At 65.4% G+C, this 18,841-nt stretch carries 15 protein-coding genes; 5 read left to right on the top strand and 10 right to left on the bottom strand.

The genetic code is table 11. The annotated features are described in order from the left end of the window. Positions 1-286 precede the first annotated feature (286 nt). Positions 287-2,446 carry a molybdopterin-containing oxidoreductase family protein gene (locus tag GPA25_RS02730; protein ID WP_169258816.1) on the top strand — a complete coding sequence of 720 codons (2,160 nt, stop codon included), beginning with the start codon at positions 287-289 and terminating at the stop codon, positions 2,444-2,446. Positions 2,447-2,641: 195 nt separating this feature from the next. Here the strand turns inward: GPA25_RS02730 and ttdB are convergent, their stop codons facing one another. The 3 genes from ttdB to GPA25_RS02715 all read right to left on the bottom strand — a co-directional run bounded on the left by ttdB (position 2,642) and on the right by GPA25_RS02715 (position 5,566). Then, the gene (gene ttdB / locus GPA25_RS02725; RefSeq protein WP_169258815.1) at positions 2,642-3,250 is read right to left on the bottom strand and encodes a L(+)-tartrate dehydratase subunit beta; all 609 of its coding nucleotides are present in this window, start codon (positions 3,248-3,250) and stop codon (positions 2,642-2,644) included. Then, a complete protein-coding gene (gene ttdA, locus GPA25_RS02720) occupies positions 3,247-4,146 on the bottom strand; it encodes a L(+)-tartrate dehydratase subunit alpha (RefSeq protein WP_169258814.1) in 900 nt (299 codons plus the stop codon). The genes ttdB and ttdA overlap by 4 nt, the downstream gene beginning before the upstream one ends. A gap of 85 nt (positions 4,147-4,231) precedes the next feature. Next, positions 4,232-5,566, bottom strand: a complete 1,335-nt coding sequence (locus GPA25_RS02715; protein ID WP_169258813.1) for a dicarboxylate/amino acid:cation symporter — start codon at positions 5,564-5,566, stop codon at positions 4,232-4,234. Between the two features lie 191 nt (positions 5,567-5,757). Here GPA25_RS02715 and GPA25_RS02710 point away from each other — a divergent pair, with 191 nt between their 5' ends. Next, the gene (locus GPA25_RS02710) at positions 5,758-6,681 is read left to right on the top strand and encodes a LysR family transcriptional regulator (RefSeq protein ID WP_169258812.1); all 924 of its coding nucleotides are present in this window, start codon (positions 5,758-5,760) and stop codon (positions 6,679-6,681) included. Between the two features lie 7 nt (positions 6,682-6,688). Here the strand turns inward: GPA25_RS02710 and GPA25_RS02705 are convergent, their stop codons facing one another. Further along, positions 6,689-7,855 (bottom strand): enolase C-terminal domain-like protein, encoded by a 1,167-nt coding sequence (locus GPA25_RS02705; protein ID WP_169258811.1) that lies wholly within the window; start codon positions 7,853-7,855, stop codon positions 6,689-6,691. A 112-nt stretch (positions 7,856-7,967) separates the two neighbouring features. On the opposite strand from GPA25_RS02705, the gene GPA25_RS02700 reads away from it, so the two are divergent. From GPA25_RS02700 to GPA25_RS02690, 3 genes are all read left to right on the top strand, one after another. Next, positions 7,968-8,867, top strand: coding sequence for a LysR family transcriptional regulator (locus GPA25_RS02700; RefSeq protein ID WP_169258810.1), 900 nt, complete (start codon positions 7,968-7,970; stop codon positions 8,865-8,867). 343 nt (positions 8,868-9,210) lie between these two features. Continuing rightward, on the top strand, positions 9,211-10,605 hold the full coding sequence (locus GPA25_RS02695; protein WP_169258809.1) for an alkaline phosphatase D family protein: 1,395 nt from the start codon (positions 9,211-9,213) through the stop codon (positions 10,603-10,605). Positions 10,606-10,932: 327 nt separating this feature from the next. Continuing rightward, positions 10,933-11,727: a hypothetical protein gene (locus tag GPA25_RS02690; RefSeq protein WP_169258808.1), complete on the top strand. Its 795-nt coding sequence runs from the start codon at positions 10,933-10,935 to the stop codon at positions 11,725-11,727. A 148-nt stretch (positions 11,728-11,875) separates the two neighbouring features. Here the strand turns inward: GPA25_RS02690 and GPA25_RS02685 are convergent, their stop codons facing one another. From GPA25_RS02685 to GPA25_RS02660, 6 genes are all read right to left on the bottom strand, one after another. After that, entirely contained in the window at positions 11,876-12,121 is a 246-nt protein-coding gene (locus GPA25_RS02685; protein ID WP_169258807.1) for a YfhL family 4Fe-4S dicluster ferredoxin, read from the bottom strand. Positions 12,122-12,169: 48 nt separating this feature from the next. After that, on the bottom strand, positions 12,170-12,928 hold the full coding sequence (locus tag GPA25_RS02680; protein WP_169258806.1) for a glucose 1-dehydrogenase: 759 nt from the start codon (positions 12,926-12,928) through the stop codon (positions 12,170-12,172). A 73-nt stretch (positions 12,929-13,001) separates the two neighbouring features. Continuing rightward, on the bottom strand, positions 13,002-13,502 hold the full coding sequence (locus tag GPA25_RS02675; protein ID WP_246265255.1) for a carboxymuconolactone decarboxylase family protein: 501 nt from the start codon (positions 13,500-13,502) through the stop codon (positions 13,002-13,004). A 168-nt stretch (positions 13,503-13,670) separates the two neighbouring features. Beyond that, complete coding sequence (locus GPA25_RS02670) at positions 13,671-16,196, bottom strand: efflux RND transporter permease subunit (protein WP_169258804.1); 2,526 nt, start codon at positions 16,194-16,196, stop codon at positions 13,671-13,673. A gap of 60 nt (positions 16,197-16,256) precedes the next feature. Further along, on the bottom strand, positions 16,257-17,321 hold the full coding sequence (locus GPA25_RS02665; protein WP_169258803.1) for a WD40/YVTN/BNR-like repeat-containing protein: 1,065 nt from the start codon (positions 17,319-17,321) through the stop codon (positions 16,257-16,259). 141 nt (positions 17,322-17,462) lie between these two features. Beyond that, positions 17,463-18,839, bottom strand: a complete 1,377-nt coding sequence (locus GPA25_RS02660; protein WP_169258802.1) for a DUF1329 domain-containing protein — start codon at positions 18,837-18,839, stop codon at positions 17,463-17,465. Positions 18,840-18,841 lie beyond the last annotated feature (2 nt).

Here is an 18,841-nt window from a genome sequence, read left to right as displayed (position 1 = left end):
CGGTCGTCTAGTGGCTTCTGCGGATTTTCTCCCTCGCGTTTGACCCCGAAGATAATGTGGAAATCTGTTGACGCCCGACCGGACGGTCGATAATCTGCATCCACGCAAAAAACATCATGGCGCTACCGGAAACGATCGGCTCGCGCAGTGCGCGCAAGCCCGGCCACTGACAGCTCGACCACTGGCAGCCAGAACCGCATGCCTTCAGATCTCTGCGGTGCGCTGGCCGTCTTCAACGCCCGTGAAGCTCCATGCAATGCCTATTCACAGCGAGGAGACACGCAGCATGATCGAGACTCACAAGTCGTTTTGCCGGTTCTGCCATGTATTCTGCGGCATCCAGGTGGATGTCGATAAGGCCGCGAATCGGGTCGTCGCGGTGCGTCCGGATCGCGACAACCTGGTATCGCAGGGCTACACCTGCCCCAAGGGCCGCGCTGAAATGGAGCGCCTCTACCACCCCAACCGGCTGCTCTCGAGCAGGAAGCGCGTCGGCGACGAGTTCGTCGATATCGGCAAGCGCCAGGCGCTCGACGAAGTCGGCGCCAAGCTGCGTGAGATCATCGACCAGCATGGCCCCGAGTCGGTCGCGGTGTACATCGGCGACGCCGGGCACCGCATGTCGGCCTCGGGCCCGTGGTTCGTGCGCAAGTGGCTCGACGCGATCGGCTCGCGCGGCTTCTACACCTCCTACACCGTCGATTCGCCCAGCCTCGTCGTCGCGATGCAGCGCCTGTGGGGTTCGCTGATGCCCTTCAGCCTGTTCGACATCGATCACGCCGACGTGTGCATGTTCATCGCGACCAACCCGGTCGTCTCGCACATGCTGACGATGCCGCAGTCGAACCCGTCGAAGCGCCTGCGCGACGCCCGCAAGCGCGGCATGAAGCTGATCGTGATCGATCCGCGCCGCTGCGAGGTCGCCAAGGTCGCCGACATCCACCTGCAGGTGAAACCGGGCGAGGACGCGACCCTGCTCGCCGCGCTGATCAAGGTGATCCTCGACCGCCGCCTCTACGCACAGGACTATGTCGCGCAGTTCGGCAGCGGGCTCGCCGAGCTGCACGATGCGGTCGGCAGCTTCGACCTCGACTACGCCTCGCGCCGCACCGGCGTACCGGCCCAGCTCATCGAAGACGCCGCGGTCGCCTTCGCCACGGCCGGCAGCGGCGCCGCGACGAGCGGCACGGGCCTGCACATGGCGCGCCACCAGAACCTCACGACCCAGCTCGTGATGACGCTCAACGCGCTGTGCGGCCGCTACGACCGCCGCGGCGGCATGCTCGCGATGCCCGGCACGCTCGCGCCAGAGATGCCGGAAGGCTCGGGCCCGATCCCGCTGCCGCTGCACCCCGGCCCGGTGTCGCGCGTACGCGGCATTCGCGCGCTCACGAACTGGCTGGGCGTCGAGGAAATGCCGTCCAACACCCTCACCGACGAGATTCTGACCCCGGGCAAGGGCCAGATCCGCGCGCTGATCGTGCACGGCGGCAACCCGGCGCTGGTCTTCCCCGACGAGGCCGGCACCGTGAAGGCGCTGAAGAGCCTGGATCTGCTGGTCGTCAATGAACTCTTCATGTCGGCGACCGCCAAATACGCCGACTACGTGCTCGCCTGCCGTCATCCGTACGAGCGCGCCGACGTGCCGCGCCTGATGGACGCCTTCTTCCCCTTCCCGTACTCGCAATACACGCCGCCGCTGGTGCAGGCGCCGGACAGCGTGTTCCAGGAATTCGAGGTGTTCTGGGACCTCGCCCGCCAGCTCGGCGTCAAGCTCGACATCCCTGGCATCTCGATGGAGCACCAGCCGACCGCCGACGAAATGCTCGACGGCCTCAACGCCGGCTCGCGCATCCCGATGGCCAAGATCCGCGAACACGCCGAAGGCCATATCTGGGGCGATACCGTGAGCCGCGCCGGCCACATCCTGCCGGGCATGATCGGCAACGCGAACAAGCGCTTCGACCTCGCCCACCCCGAAGTCGTCGCCGAACTGCGCGAGGTGCAGACGGAATACTGGGCCGAGGGCGGCGGCTACGCGCCGAGCGATGAGCATGCCTTCCGCATGATCACCTACCGCGAGGACGACGTGTATTGCACGCAGGGCCAGAACCTGCCCGACCTGCGCCGTCGCATTCCGTACAACCCGGTGATGATGAACCCGGACGACATGCAGGCGCTGGGGCTCGCCGACGGCGACGCGGTGAAGGTGTCGAGCAGCTATGGCTCGGTCGAGGGCCTGGTCGCCGGCGGCGTCGAGTTTCCGCGCGGCGTGATCGGCATCGCCCACGGCTGGGGCGACCCGGCCGAACCGGGTGGCCCGCGCGAGAAGGGTATCAACGTACAGCGCCTGATCCCGGACGACCAGGACTTCGACCCCATCACCGGCCTCGCGCAGATGTCGGCGATCGCCGTGAGCGTGGTGCCGCTCGCGCAGGGGCACTGACCGGCGGGACAAGGGAGGGGCCGTCCGGGCCCCTCGAACGGCTCTTCAACAGCGGCGATACCTGGGTCGTCAACTAACGGTCATCGTCCGGCCGGCCGCGAGTTGCTCTCGGTGGATTGCGGCGCTCCACGTGTGCGGTGCGCCGCCAGGGGAAGGACGCGGGCGCGGCCGATGGCCGCCTCTCCCGCGCGATGCTTATTTGATGAACTTCACCTGATCGAAGATCCTTTCCATCACCGGCGCCTTCTTCTCGTTGAAGCGCGCCTTGTTCTGCTCGATCAGGTTCTTGCCCTTGGTATCGATCGAGATGATCAGCGGGCCGAACTCCTTGACGCGGTTGACCCACAAGGTTTCCGGCATGCCCAGGTCCTGCCACTCTGCGCGCTCGATCTCCTCGACCTTGGTCGCCGCGAGCACCGCGCAGCCGCCCGGAAAGATCGCATGCACGGCCTTGCCTTCCTGGCAACCCGCGGCCGTCTCCGGTCCCATGCCGCCCTTGCCGACGATCAGCTTCACGCCCGTCTGCTTGATGAACTCGCGCTCGAACTTCTCCATCCGCATGCTGGTGGTCGGGCCGATCGAGACCATCTCGAACTTGCCGTCGTCCTTCTTGCGCACGATCGGGCCGGCGTGGAAGATCGCGCCGCCCTTGAGATCCACCGGCAGCTCGCGCTTTTGCTCGATCAGGCGGCGGTGCGCGACGTCGCGGCAGGTGACGAGGTGGCCGGTGAGATAGACGACATCGCCGACGTTGAGGTCTTCCAGGTCTTCGTCCTTGATCGGGGTTTGCAGGATCTTTTTCACAGCACCACTCCTTCGTGGGACAGGATTTCGTAGGACAGGTCGGCGTTGAAGCGGATCTTGCCGCGGCGGTGCGCCCAGCACCCGGTCGACACGGCGACGCCGATCGTCGAGGGGTGACGCGCCGACGATTCGATATTCACGCCCATCACGCTGTTGTTGCCGGTAAGGCCCTGCGGGCCGATGCCGACTTCGTTGAGGCCCTCTTCGAGGAGCTCTTCCATCAGCGCGGCATTCGCGTTGGGGTTCTTCGAATTCACGGGCCGCAGGATCGCGCGCTTCGACAGCCGCGCCGCGGTCTCGACCGAGGTCGACACGCCCACGCCGACGAGCAGCGGCGGGCAGGCATTGACGCCGCGCGACGTGATGACGTCGAACACGAACTCGACGACCCCTTCGTAACCCTGGCCCGGCATCAGCACCGTCGCCTTGCCCGGCAGCGTGCAGCCGCCGCCCGCCATGTAGACGTCGATCGTCGCGGCGTCCGAGTCCGGCACGATCTCCCAGTCCAGCCAGGGAATCTTCGAGCCGGTGTTGGTGCCGGTGTTCTTCTCGTCGAAGGTCTCGACCGCGTTGTGGCGCAGCGGGCCGATCTTCGTCGCGCCCAGCGTCGCGTTCTGCAGGATCTCTTCGAGCTCGCCCAAGAGCGGGAACTTCGCGCCCGCCGAGATGAAGTACTGGATCACGCCGGTGTCCTGGCAGCTCGGCCGGTCGAGCTTGTCGGCGGCCTCCTGGTTCTCGGCCATCGAATCGTAGATCGACTTGGCGAGCGGGTTGGTTTCGAGGGTGCGAAGATCGGCCAGTTTCTGCTTCACGTCGGTCGGCAGGCGCTTGCCGATGTAGGACGTGAACTTGGCCATCGTGTCGGTCAGGGACTGAACTGCGACTTCCTTATCCATGATGTTGCTCCGTTGGTAATCGGTTGGGGGACTGCTGTCCGCGGGCGCCACGGCGATGCTCACCCGCGGATGGTTCGCCGCTCTGTCAGGCGGCTTTCGCCTGCACTGCGGTGCGTTCGGCAAATTCGGGGAGGCTGGCTTCCGGCGTTTCGCGGCGTTCTTCGGCTTTACCATTCAGGACTTCCTTCACGCGCTTGTCGTCCAGGTCGCCGACCCACTTCGCGATCGCCATCGTCCCGACCGCGTTGCCGATCGTGTTGGTGATCGCACGGGCTTCGGACATGAAGCGATCGACACCGAGCAGCAGCACCATGCCGGCGACGGGGATCTTGCCCATCGACGCGAGGGTCGCGGCGAGCGTGATGAAGCCCGAGCCGGTGACACCCGCCGAACCCTTCGACGTCAGCATCAGCACGCCGAGGATCACGAGCTGATCGATCATCGACAGCGGCGTGTCGGTCGCCTGGGCGATGAAAATCGCGGCCATCGTATAGTAGATGCACTGGCCGTCCGGGTTGAAGGTCAGGCCCGAGGGGACGACGAGGCCCACGACCGGCTTCGGCACGCCGACGTTCTCGAGCTTCTTCATCAGCTGCGGCACGACCGACTCCGACGAGCTGGTGCCGAGCACCGTGAAGAGCTCCTCGCGGATGTACTTGAGGAACTTCCACAGGCTGAAGCCGCACATCCGCGAGATCCCGCCGAGCACAACCGCGACGAACAGGAAACAGGTGAGGTACATGCTCGCCATCAGCTTGCCGAGCGAGGCGATCGAGCCGAGGCCGTACTTGCCGACCGTGAAGGCCATCGCACCGAACGCGGCCAGCGGGGCGACGCGCATCACCATGCCGACGATGTCGAACATGCCGTGCGAGAAGGACTCGAGGAAATCGACGACCGGCTTGCCGCGCTGGCCGAGGCGCGACAGCGCGACGCCGAACAGCGACGAGAACACCAGGATCTGCAGGATCTCGTTCTTGACGAAGGCTTCCGCCAGACTCGACGGAATCATGTTCAGCATGAACTCGACGAAGGTCATCGATTTTGCGGCGGATGCCGTGTAGTTCGCGATGCTCTTCGCGTCGAGGGTGGCCGGGTCGATGTTCATCCCCGAGCCCGGCTGAACCACGTTGACCACGATCAGCCCGAGGGCCAGCGCGAAGGTCGAGAGGATCTCGAAGTAGATCAGCGCGCGCACGCCGACCCGCCCGAGCTCCTTCATGCTTTCCATCTTCGCGATGCCGAGCACGACCGTCGCAAAGATGATCGGCGCGAACACCATCTTGATCAGCTTGATGAAGGCATCGCCGATCGGCTTCAGGTCGGCTCCCAGCTGCGGGTAGAAAATGCCCAGCAGCACGCCGGCCGTTACGCCGACGAGCACCTGGACGTACAACTTACCAATTAATCGTTTGAACATATCTCCTCCGATAGGACTTGCTTTGAGCGAACTTGCTGTCCGTCTTCCGCGGCTCGGCAGGCGCTCCCTGATGGGCTTGAACGCGAGGAGGAGAGTAAGGGCTTTGATTCTTGCCAGAATCGAGCGAAAGTTAATACATTGCTTCCTCAGAGTTAATAATCAATCCACACCGAGTCCGAGATGAATCCGCCATGAATCCAAACTCCGAGCTCGCTTTCTTCTGTCTGCTGGTCAAGATGGGCAGCCTCGCCGCGACCGCGCGCGAGATGAACCTGACGCCGCCCGCCGTCACGAAGCGGCTCGCTCAGCTCGAAGAGCGGCTGGGCGTGCGCCTGCTGAACCGCACGACGCGGCGCCTGAGCCTGACCAACGAAGGCGAGGTGTACTTCACCCACGCACAGCGCATCCTCGGCGACATCGCCGAAATGGAAAGCCGCATCTCCGGCAGCCGGGCCGTGCCGAAGGGATTGCTGCGGGTCAATGCGCCACTGGGATTCGGGCGGTCCTACATCGGGCCGGCGGTCTCCCGCTTCACGAAACGCTATCCCGACGTCGAAGTCCAGCTCCAGCTCACCGACCGCCCGGTGAGCCTTCCCGACGAAGCGATCGATGTCGCGATCCGTTTCGGCGAAATCCCCGATTCACGTCTGATCGCCAAGAAAATCGCCTCGAACCGCCGGCTGCTGTGCGCGTCGCCCGTCTACCTGCGGTCGCACGGCAGGCCGGAGGTTCCGGCCGACCTGAACCGTCACGAGTGCATCGTCCTGAGGCAGAACGAGTCGGCCTACGGGATGTGGCGGCTGAGTCGCGGAAAACAGAACGACACCGTCAAAGTACGCGGCAAGCTCAGCACCAACGATGGCGAGGTCGCGCTGAACTGGGCGCTGGACGGGCACGGCATCCTGATGCGCGCCGAATGGGACGTCGCGAAATACCTGAGGAGCGGCAGGCTGGAGCGGGTACTGCCCGACTACGACACGCCGGCCGCGGACATTTATGCGGTCTATCTGGAGCGCCTCAACCTCTCGGCCAAGGTGTCGTTCTTCATCGAGCACCTGCGGGACTATCTGAGCGGGCATGCAGACAGCCCCGCGATGCACGAATCGCGGTGGTGACGCCGCGTTACGCCGACAGCTTCTGCATCTCCCGATACAGGTCGGCCTTGCCTTCGAAGCCGATGCCCGGCAGGTCGGGCAGCGTGACGTAGCCGTTATCGACGGTCACGCCATCGGGGAACCCGCCGTAGGGCTGGAAAAGATCGGGATACGACTCGTTGCCGCCGAGGCCCAGGCCCGCCGCAATGTTGAGCGACATCTGGTGCCCGCCGTGCGGAATGCAGCGGCTCGGCGACCAGCCGTGCTGCCTGAGCATGTCCAGCGTGCGCAGGTACTCGACCAGGCCGTAGCTCAGCGCGCAGTCGAACTGCAGCCAGTCGCGATCCGGGCGCATGCCGCCGTAGCGGATCAGATTGCGGGCGTCCTGCATCGAGAACAGATCCTCGCCGGTCGCCATCGGATTGGCGTAGTAGTTGCGCAGCGTCGCCTGCAGCTCGAAGTCGAGCGGATCGCCCGGCTCCTCGTACCAGAAGAGGTCGTACTGCGACAGTGCCTTGGCGTACTGGATCGCGGTGTCGATGTCGAAGCGTCCGTTGGCATCGACGGCAAGCTTCTGGCCATCCTGCAGCACGGAAAGGATCGAGTCGATGCGCCGAAGATCCTCGTCGAGCGACGCGCCGCCGATCTTCTTCTTGACGACGGTATAGCCGCGGTCGATGTAGCTGCGCATCTCGTCCTTGAGCTTTTCGTGGTCCTGGCCGGGGTAGTAGTAGCCGCCGGCGGCATAGACGAAGATGCGCCGGTCCGGCGTGCCGTTGCCGTAGCGCTCGGCCAGCAGTTGGAACAGCGGCTTGCCCTCGATTTTCGCGACCGCGTCCCAGATCGCCATGTCGATCGTGCCGATGGCCACCGAGCGTTCGCCGTGACCGCCGGGCTTCTCGTTCGTGAACATGCAGTTCCAGACCTTGTGCGGGTCGAGGTTGCTGCCGGTGTCGTCGACAAGGCTCGCGGGGTCGGCTTCGAGGATGCGCGGAATGAAGCGCTCGCGCATCAACTGGCCCTGTCCGTAGCGGCCGTTCGAATTGAAGCCGTAGCCGACCACCGGCTTGCCGTCGCGGATCACGTCGGTGACGACGGCGACGAGGCTCAGCGTCATCTTGCTGAAATCGATGTAGGCGTTGCGGATCGGCGAACTGATCGGGACGGTCTTCTCGCGGATTTCGACTATTCTCACGGGCGTGGCTCCTATGTATTTTCGGGGGCACGGTATCGGCCCCGGCGGACGAACATTACGTCGCGCCAACACGCCGGTGTTTCACGTCGATTGACTTCATTCTTCAGTTTTCTTGAAAACCGCCAGCGCCTCCGAACTGGAGTTCTTCGTTCTACTCGCCCGCCACGGCAGCCTGTCGGCCGCGGCCCGTGCGCTCGACATCACCCCGCCTGCGGCGACGATGCGGCTCGCGGCCATCGAGGAGCGGCTCGGCGTGCGCCTCGTCAATCGCACCACGCGCAGCATCAGCCTGACCAGCGAAGGCGAGCTCTACCTGCTGCACGCTACCCGCCTGCTCGAAGAACTGCGCGAGATGGACGAGATCGTCTCCAGCAGCCGGCAAGCGCCGCGCGGGCTGCTGCGCGTCAACGCGACGCTCGGCTTCGGCCGTACGACGATCGCCCCGCTGGTCTCGGCCTTCGCCGCGCGCTATCCGGACGTCGAAGTGCAGCTCGAGGTCACCGATCGGCCAATCGACCTGGTCGAGGCCGGCTACGACCTCGCGATCCGCTTCGGCGAACTGTCCGACAGCCGCGTCCACGCCCGCCGCATCATGTCGAACCGGCGCTTCCTGTGCGCCTCGCCGCGCTACCTCGAACAGCACGGCACGCCCGAAACACTCGACGATCTCACCCGCCACCGCTGCATCGTCCATCGCCAGAACGACGACGCCTACGGCATCTGGCGCTTCACGCGCAACGGCCACACCGAAATCGTCAAGGTTCACGGTGCGCTGTCGAGCAACGACGGCGACATCGTGCTCGGCTGGGCGCTCGACAGCCACGGCATCCTGATCCGCTCGGAATGGGATCTCGCGAAGTACCTCGAGAGCGGCCGCCTCAGGCGCGTGCTGCCCGACTTCGCGCTACCGAACGCCGACCTGTACGTGTATTACCCGGGCAAGCGCAACCTGCCCGCCCGCGCGCGGGCCTTCATCAACTTCCTGGTCGACGAGCTCGCGGGCGACGGCTAGGAGGAATCGTGCAGCATGTAACCGAAGGGCATTGCGCCACCATGGCGTTCCGCGCAACATGATGGCATGCCCGACTATCGACGCGCCTGGCATCCCGGCGGCACCTGGTTCTTCACGGTCAATGCCCTGCAGCGCGGAGGCAGGCTTTTTCAAACGTCTTGCCTGCCACCGAGAGGCGCTCCGCGGTTCCCCGGGCGCGTGGAGAGCGGGGGATATGGCAGCGGCGCTATTGGGAACACCTGATTCGTGACGAGCATGACTATCGTGCGCACCTCGACTACCTGCATTTCAATCCGGTCAAATACGGGCAGCCCTACGCGGGCTCCGTTCGCACCGTAGACCGATGCATGCCGCCAGGCCCGTTTCCCCGTTGCGCCCCGGCCTCGCGTGGCGTGCCCTGCGCCGCCTGGCGCTGCCCTGGCTGCTGCTGGCGCTGCACGCGGCCGGCGCCAGCGCGGCCACCTTGGCCGGCGGCCCGATGGCCGGCCCGGCGACGGCCGCGCGCGTCGGCGTGTGGCTGATGACCGACGCCCCCGCGCAGGTGCAGCTCGAGTACTGGCCGCACGGGAAGCCCGACGCGGCGCGGCGCAGCGCGCCGGTCGCCGTCAGCCCGGAGCGCGCCCACACCACGCGCGTCGACCTCGACGGTCTGCAGGCCGCCACCCGCTACGCCTACCGCGTGCTGCTCGACGGAACCCCGGTCGAGCTCGGCGAGGTGCCCGCGTTCACCACCGCGCCCGCGGATCGGGCGGCGCCTCGCGAGCTGGTCATCGCCACCGGCTCGTGCAACTACGTCCCCGACCCCCCTTACGAGGTCACGCAGGGCTCCTTCGGCGCCGGCTTCGAGATCTTCGATACCGTCGCCGCACGGCGACCCGACGTGATGCTGTGGCTCGGCGACAGCATCTACTACCGCGACGACGACCTCGCGCCCGCGGACGAGGCCGCCGCGCGGATGCACCGGCGCTGGGCGACCACGCGCGGCTTCGCGCCGCTGCAGCGGCTACTGCGCACCGGCCAGCACGTCGCTATCTGGGACGACCACGACTTCGGCCCGGACAACTCGAACCGCGACTTCGCGCTCAAGGCGACGGCGCTGGCGCTGTTCCAGGACTACTGGGCGAACCCCAGCTACGGACTGCCCGGCGCGGCCGGGATCTTCGGCCGGGTGCCGCTCGGCGACGTCGAGCTGTTCCTGCTCGACGACCGTTACCACCGCGACGACGATGCCGGCGCGGACCCGGCGCGGACGATGTTCGGCGCGGCGCAGCTCGAGTGGCTCAAGGGCGCGCTGCGTGACTCGCTCGCCACCTTCAAGCTGGTCGCCAACGGCAGCCGCATGCTCAGCGACCGCCCGTCGCCGGAGCAGCGCGGCGGCGAGGGCTGGCACAACTTCCCGCGCGAGCGCCAGGCGTTCCTCGACTGGCTCGCTGCGGAGCGCATCGACGGCGTGTTCTTCCTCTCCGGCGACATCCACTACACCCACCTGACCGAGCGCGAGCGCCCCGGCACCTACCCGCTGACCGAGCTGACCTGCTCGCCGCTGACCTCGCGCGTGCATCCCCGCCCGTTCCCGGTGCGCGAGGTGCCCGGGACGCTGGTCACGCAGCGCAACTTCTGCACGCTGGAGTTCTCCGGGCCAGCCGGCGCGCGGTTGCTGCGCGTTGCCGCGTGGAACGCCGCGGGCACGCGCCTGTGGCAGGAGGAATTTCCGGCCGCGCGGCTGCGCACGCCGTGAGCGCGCCCGCCCACCCGGGATATCGACGCCACGCGCCCGGCGCGCGCGAGCAAAAGGGGGCTTGGCAGGCACCCACGACCAGGAGCCTTCGGCCATAAACGGCCTGTCGATCCCTTTTCACACCGAACATAGGAAAGTCGGCTCCGCCCGGACTCCTGCCGGTCGCAGCGATCACTGCTCGCGTTCTCGTGGGCCGTAGCTGACGGACAGCCCGACGAGGGCCGAGGCCGGCCTGCTTCCTGATTTTTGTCCGGGGGGCGGATGCGCGAGGCCGACAAGGGCGCTCGTTGACTATTCTAAAAAGAGTACAACCGACGGAGTTCGATCATGAGAGTGCTGCTTGCAGTCGTGTTTCTTGCCTCATGCGCCTGCCAATCGCAGGCCGTTTCCTACACGGTGACGGACCAGAACTCCAGCCTCGAATTCACGATTGACGACCCCACGTTCAACCTGAATGTTCCGAACGACCCGGTGCAGCTTCCGCGCACGGTCGAATGGACGGTAGATGGCCGGCGCATCCTGGTGTATCCGTCGGCCCCCCTCACCTTGCTGGACATCGGTCACATCCACCCAGGCGCCCATGTCGGCGCCAATCAGGTCCATGCCCAGGGTCCGCTCCTCGGCTACGGCACCGGGGCAACGACCGGCGCGGTGACGGGCGCCGTCGCCTATTCGGTCAATGGCGGTGCGACAGACAGTGGATCGTCACGCATCTCGGAGAAAGTCGACATCCACAACAAGTCGGGCGGTGCGGTTCCGGTCCAGCTGACGGGAATGGGTTTCAAGCCGACCCAGGCCGCGCTCGAGGTCCCAGATCTGAACGGATTGACAGTGGAGGGGACCACGATGATCTATTTCCAGGGCACGCCACAGGCCAGTTCGCTCACTGGACAGCCACCTTATCCGCCGGTCACCGTGCGCCCGGTAGTGAATTTCACCGGCTTCAATCCCTTACTGAACCAGAACTTCAGCCTTCCTGACGGCGCCGTGCTGACCATGGTCACGGAGCTGAAACTGTCCCCGCCGGTGCTGACGGTCACCATCGTGTGGTGGGTGCTGGTGGGGTTACTGGTGCTGGGGCTGACAGCGGGGGCGCTCGTCTGGCGGCGGCGCTCGCGTTGAGCGTGGAGCCGATGTACGAGCGAGGGTCCCAGTCGACGCCGCCTCGCTGCGCGGCGCGCCGGGCTACATCGCCCTGAAACCTGCCGTTGAACCTTTGAAGGGGCGACCGGAGGCGCTGTCGCGTCGACCTCGATGGGGGGAATGCCCTTCAGGCCGTCAGCCGGAGAAACTTCTCCATGAGCTGATCGCGCGTTTCATCATGTGCCGGGTCCGTGACGATGCAGTCGACCGGGCACACCGCCACGCACTGCGATTCGTCGTGGTGCCCGACGCATTCGGTGCATTTGCCCGCATCGATCTGGTAGTAGTCATCGCCCTGCGAGATCGCGCCGTTGGGACATTCCGGCTCGCACACGTCACAGGCAATGCAGTCGTCCGTGATCATCAGTGCCATGTCTTGCCACTCCTTTTTCGATTGAATGACATCGACGCGATCGGGCGCTTACTGCGCGACCCAGCCGCCATCGACCGAGATCAGCGAACCGTGCACAAAGGCGGCCTGGTCCGAGGCCAGCCACAGCACGCAGTTCGCGACGTCGTCGACCGTGCCCAGGCGCCCGATCGGGTGCAGCGCGACAAGGCTCTGCTCCAGTTCCGCGGCGTTGGGCAGGTTCGTGAGCAGTGGCGTGCGGATCACCCCGGGGCATACCGCGTTGATGCGGATGTTCTTGCCGCCGTACTCGACCGCGGCGGTCTTGGTGAGGCCGGCCACGCCGTGCTTGCTCGCGACATAGGCCGAGGAGCCGGGCAGCACGCGGAGGCTCAGCGCCGACGCGGTGTTGACGACCACCCCGCCGCCCTGCGCAAGCATCTGGTTGATGGCGTATTTCATACCGAGCCACACGCCCTTCAGGTTCACGGCGATGACGCGGTCGAAATCGGCCTCGGTCGTCTCGGTGGTCGATGCGTTCTCGTTGGTGATGCCGGCGTTGTTGTGGATGACGTCGAGCCGACCCCAGCGCGCGACCACGTCCGCGACCAGTTGCTCGACCTCGGCGGCCTTCGTGACGTCGACGCGGTGGAAATCCGCCGTGCCGCCGGCAGCGCGGATCTGGGCGACGGTCTGCTCGCCTTCGGCGGCCGAGATGTCGGCCACCGCGACGCGCGCGCCCTTGCGCGCGAAGGCGAGCGCGGTGGCGCGCCCGATGCCCGTGCCGGCGCCGGTGATGAGAACGACCTTCTGGTCGAATTGCTCGGTCATAAACTACCTCTTCGTAGAGTCTCTAGTTGTCAGCTGTTCTTCGCACCGCCGACGGGCCGCCCAAGGACGCGCCTCATCCGCGAACCTGGATCGACTCTCGCGCCCACGGCGCGGCCTTCGCCGATTTGTCCTGGAAGCTTTGCGGCAATTCCTCGACCATGTCCCAGGCTGCACCGAGGCGGCCGTAGCCGATAAAGAACGCGATGAACATGCCCAGCTCGACGATTTCGCCTTCGGTGTAATACCCGCGAAGCTGCGAAAACGTCTCATCGTTGATCGACAAATGATCATTCGCGGAAAGGTCGGCGTACGCAATTGCCGCCTTTTCCGCATCGGTGAGATCAGGCGCCTCGTGCGGCTTTTCCAGTGAACAGACCATGCCTTCGGTCAAACCGTCATCGACCGCCGACTGATAGCGGATGGCCATGCAACTGCGGCACTGGTTATGAAATGCGATCCGCAGCCGAACCAATTCCAGCAATCGACGCGGCAATGTATGGCTACGCCACATCGTACTGCCGAAGGTAACGAGCGCCTTCGCCAGTTCCGGCGCGTGGGCCATGATGCGCAGCAAACCCTGCTCCAGCGGTGTTGCCGCTTCCGCTTGCGCCAATACCCGCAGGTCGGCATCCCATTGTTCTGAGGGCAGCATGGACAGTCTTGTCATCAGCATCTCCTGTGATCGCTAGTTGGTGCGGAATTCCCCGCAGTCGGCAGACTCGATCCGTTTCCAGGTCCTTCCTCAAGTCTTCGCCAGCGCGGGCTCCGACCGGGCGTACGCGTCCGGCGTCTCGACCCCCTTGCGGGGCGCGGCGCAGGTGTCGGCCAGCGCCTCCTCCGGCAGGGTGGCCTCGTCGGGCTTGGTGGAGCTCCGGCGGGTTTCGCCCTGCAGCAGGAAGTGCGACAGCGCGGGGATCAGGATCAGCGCGCCGAGCATGTTCCACAGGAACATGAAGGTCAGCAGGATGCCCATGTCGGCCTGGAACTTGATCGGCGACCAGACCCAGGTCACGACGCCGGCGGCGAGCGTCACGCCGACCAGCGCGACCACCTTGCCGGTGAAGGCCACCGCGCGCTGGTAGGCCTGGCCGAGCGAGAAGCCGAGGCGTTGCTGCGCGAGCTGCACGGAGAGCAGGTACAGCGCGTAGTCCACCCCGATACCCACCCCCAGCGCCACCACCGGCAGCGTGGCAACCTTCACGCCGATGCCGAGCTTCACCATCAGCGCCTCGGCCAGTATCGAGGTCAGGATCAGTGGCAGCACCGCCACGACCACCGCGCGCCAGCTGCGGAACGCGATCGCACACAGCACGATGACTGACGCATAGACGTAGATCAGCATCGTGCGGTTGGCCTCCGCGACGACGATGTTGGTCGCCGCGTCGATGCCGGAGCTGCCTGCCGCGAGCAGGAACTTGCGCTCGCCGTTGTCGTGCTTCTCGGCGAACTCGCTCGCGACCTTGACCACTTCGTTCAGGGTTTCCGCCTTGTGATCGGTCAGGTAGGCGAGCACCGGGCTCAGCGAGCACATCGTGTTGAGGAACTCCGAGTTCCACGAGAGCGCGTTGTTGATCTGTCCATCGACGATCGACTGGTTGTCGGGAATGGTCAGCCACTTGGGATTGCCTTCCGACGAACCGCCGATGTAGGCGCGCATCGTGTCGGCGAGCGAGCTCGCGCGCTGCACCCCCGGTACCTGCTCGAGTGTCGCGCTCAGGCGGTCGATCTCGGTGATGGTCTGCCAGTCGCGGCAGCCCTCGGGGGCGGTCTTCACCATCACCGCGAACACGTCGCTGGAGATCTGGTAGTTGCTCGTGATGAACGCGTTATCGCGGTTGTAGCGCGAATCCGGGCGCAGCTCCGGGGCCCCCGCGTCGAGGTCGCCGACCTTCAGGTCGAGCGCGACGTAATACCCGCCGACCGCCATCGCGATACTCACCACTATGGCTGCGGTCGCCCAGCGGCGCTCGGTGAAGTGGTCCAGCAGCAGCCACACCTTGCCCAGGCCGCGTCCTTTCACCTCTTCCGTCTCCTCGGCGAGGCTGCGCCTGGCCGCGGCAGGGCTGACCCCGACATACGACAACAGCACCGGCAGCAGGATCAGGTTGGTGAAGATCAGCACGCCGACACCGAGGCTGGCAGTCATCGCGAGTTCGCGGATGACGGGAATGTCGATGATCATCAGCACCGCGAAACCGACCACGTCCGCGAGCAGCGCCGTCACCCCGGCGATGAAAAGCCGGCGGAAGGTGTAGCGGGCGGCCACCAACTTGTGCGTGCCGCGACCCACGTCCTGCATGATGCCGTTCATCTTCTGCGCGCCGTGGCTCACCCCGATCGCGAATACGAGGAAGGGCACGAGAATCGAGAACGGATCCAGCCCTAGCCCGAGCACCACGAGGCTGCCCAATTGCCAGACCACGGCCACCAGCGAGCACACCAGCACCAGCACCGTGCTGCGCACGCAGCGCGTGAAGAGGTAGATGATGAATGCCGCGACCGCCGCCGCCAGCAGGAAGAAGTTCATGACCTTTTCGAGGCCGTCGATGAGGTCGCCCGTCATCTTCGCGAAGCCGATGATGTACATGCGCACCGGCGCCTCGCCGCTGGCGTCGGTCGCGTACTTGGCGCGAATGTTTTCGAGCGCCGTCGACAGTGTGTGGTAGTCGAGCGAGTTGCCGGCTCCGTCGGTCGGCATCAGGGGCACGACGATCATGCTCGAATGCAGGTCGTTGGAGACGATACTGCCGGTGACGCCGGCACGCCCGACGTTGATCCGCAGATCCTCGATGGACTTGGCGCTGCCGTTGTAGTCGGTCGGCAGCACCGGCCCACCCTTGAAGCCTTCCTCGGTGACCTCGATCCAGCGCACCACGGGCGTGAAGATCGACTTCATCCAGGCGCGGTCGACACCGGGCAGGACGAGAATCTCGTCGTTGATCCTGGCGAAGGTCGCAAGAAACGCGGGATCGAAAATATCGCCCTTCGGGTTCTCCACGACGACCCGCACCGAATCGCCCAGGCCGCGCAGTTCGCCGCGGTTCTCGACGTAGTTCTGGATGTAGGGGTGGCCCTGCGGGAGCATCTTGTCGAAGCTCGCATTGACCACCAAGCCCCGCATCTGAAAGCCGAAGAATGCGGTCAGCAGTACGCACACCGCCACCAGCGCCATCCGGTTGTTGAAAATCAGGCGCTCGACGATGTTGCCCGACCGGTCGTCGAAGTCCTTGGGGTCCGATATCACTTGCTGCATGTGCCGCTCGCTCATGTCTCCTCGCTCCTGGTGCTGTTCGGTTGCCCGGCTCACCTAGTTGTGTGTAACCGGTGTCTAGCGCACCGTCTCGCTCCGCATACCCTCGGCACCGGCCAGAATCACCTGGCCACTCGGGCCCGGGAACACCCCGTGATACGACATCGGCATTTTCGGTTTGAACGGCTTGAAGGAACGGCCCTGATCACGACTGATCTCCATGCCACCCGCCTGGGTCACCAGCACGACTGACCCGTCGGGCAGGAGCGCGCCGTTCGTCACGCCCGCCAGCGTCGCCATCGCGATCCGCTGCCAGGTGGCGCCGGCATCGGTACTTCTATAGACGCTGCCACGCATGCCGTATGCAAGGACGTCCGACGATGAGAGCGGCAGGAGTCCGAAGAACGTGCCGCTGTATCCGGTCGGCGCACGCACGAAGCGCCCGTTCGCGCCATCGAGACGCCAGACCATGCCCTGTTCGCCGGCGAGATAGACGTTAGCGCCGTCACCGGCGATCGCATTGAAGTGCAGGCCGTCGGGGTTGTCGGTCCGATCCATCAACGGCACCCACGTGTTCCCGCCATCTTCGGTGCGAAAGATCCGGTTGAAGGTGCCCACGACATAGCCCACGCGCTCGTTCTCGAAATACAGCCCGAGGAAGGGCTGCGTTCCGCCGCCGTCGACGAATGAACGCTCGTCGGCCAGCAGCCGCTCGATCGCCGGCCCTTCGGCAAGCCGCCGCTCGAAGGTCTCGACGGCCACCTGCGCCGCCTGCCGGCCGTCGAACTGCTTCATCCACTTGGCACCGCCATCGGTGGTGTGCAGCACGACCCCGCCGTGACCCACTGCCCAGCCCAGCTTGTCGGTCGGGAAAGTCACTGCCACCAGGTCGGTGCTGACCGGGACGCTTGCCTGGGTCCAGGTGCGCCCCTCGTCGTCGGAGAACACCACCAGCCCGCGGTAGCCCACGGCCACCAGCCGGTGTCCCGTACCGGTCACCGCGAGCAGCGTGGAGCGTGCGGCCAGGCGGTTTCGCATCGCCGGTTCATCGAGCGGATGCACGAAGGCTGCAGCCCACCCCGGCGTCGCAGCCACGGCGGCTGCTCCTAGTACCTGCTGGATGAAAGTGCGACGGTTACCCATGAAACCAATCTCCAATTCCGCACGCAAGGCAATGGTGACACCGGGGGGAAAGCCGCGGCTCCACCAGTCCCGCCGATCTCCGGGAGCGAGACAGGCCGTCGCGAAAGCGGACAGCCTGTCTCCCCGGGTTCCGGATCCGACTTACCGCACTCCGGAGCCGGCCAGCGCTTCCGGCGAGTAGAAGTGCTCGGGGTGTGGCGTGACGACTTCCCAGCCCTTCGGATCGACCGAATACATCTGGCTCGAGTAGTAGCCGTTCGACAGGTCATAGACGACGTACGGATCGGTACCGTGCCCCTGACCCTCGCTCTCGTAGAACGTGATCGGCATCGAATGCACCATCCGATACAGCTGACCCGCCGCATCGTAGTTGTCCGCGAGACCGGCGCCCGGCAGATCCTCGTCCCAGTAGAACGTACGCTTCGGGTACAAGTGGCGCTGGCCCGGCTTCACCGTCGCCTCGACCACCCACACGCGATGCAGCTCCCAACGCAGGCAGTCCGGATTGAGGTGATTCTTCGTGTTGATCACCTCGGGCGGGCACACCTTGAGGTCGCGCGCCTTGTAGGCGTTGTACGGGATGTACATCTCCTTCTTGCCAACAAGCTTGAAGTCGAAGCGATCGAGCGCACCGTAGAACACCGCCGCATCGTCAACCGTTGTCGCGGTGCCACCGGTCGGGCTCGGCGTGTCGTAGGCCACGTCGGGTGACAGCTTCACGCGCCGCTGACCCGGCAGATACGACCACGCCTGGCGCCCCACGCTGACCATATCGACGTTGTCGTGGATGACGAGCTTCTCGCCAGCCTTGCGCGCCGGATTCCAGTAATCGATGCGGATCTTCTCGTACGGATCCTTGGCGCCGATGACACCGGTCTTCTTCGGATCGAAGATCGGATAGTAGGCGGTGAAATCGTACTGACCGCCGATCGTTGTGTTGCCCTTCGGATCGACCAGGAAGCTCACCAGCCCCTTCACGTCGGTCACGTGGTTGTCGTACTTGAGCAGACGATTCCACATCACCTCGTTGCCGGTCTTCGGGATCGGGAACGGCGTGCCGGCGTAGCAGCCGTCGATCTTCAGCTCATTGTCCGTCGTCTTGCAGACCGTGGCGTTCTTGAGCGCGTTGTCCTGGAAGAACTTCGGATAGTTCGCGGTGCGGTGGCTCGGATAGATGTCCAGGCGGTAGCTGGGGTACTTCTTCAGCAACGCCTTGATGCCCTCGGTGAGCTTGTCGGCGTACTTGTCCATGTTCTTGCCGTCGATCGAGAACTGCGCCTTCTCGTTCGCAAACGGATCGGGTCGCGCACCGGGAACCTTCGGGTCGTAGTTCGCGGCCTTCACCGGCCCGGTCCACTCGGGGATCGTGCCGTCCTTGTTGCCGGCCTTCTCGCCCCCCCACGGCATGAGAGTGGTGCCGAGCTTCTTCGCCTCTTCGGCGGTCACGGCGGCAACGGCGCCGCCCGCGTAGGCGGCGACAATCAAGGCCGCGAGGGTAATCTTGGTGCGGTGGATCATTT

The organism is Aromatoleum diolicum, assembly GCF_012910955.1.
Classification (GTDB): domain Bacteria; phylum Pseudomonadota; class Gammaproteobacteria; order Burkholderiales; family Rhodocyclaceae; genus Aromatoleum; species Aromatoleum diolicum.
The sequence above is the reverse complement of the archived record's forward strand: the minus strand, read 5'-3'. Positions and strand labels throughout refer to the sequence as shown.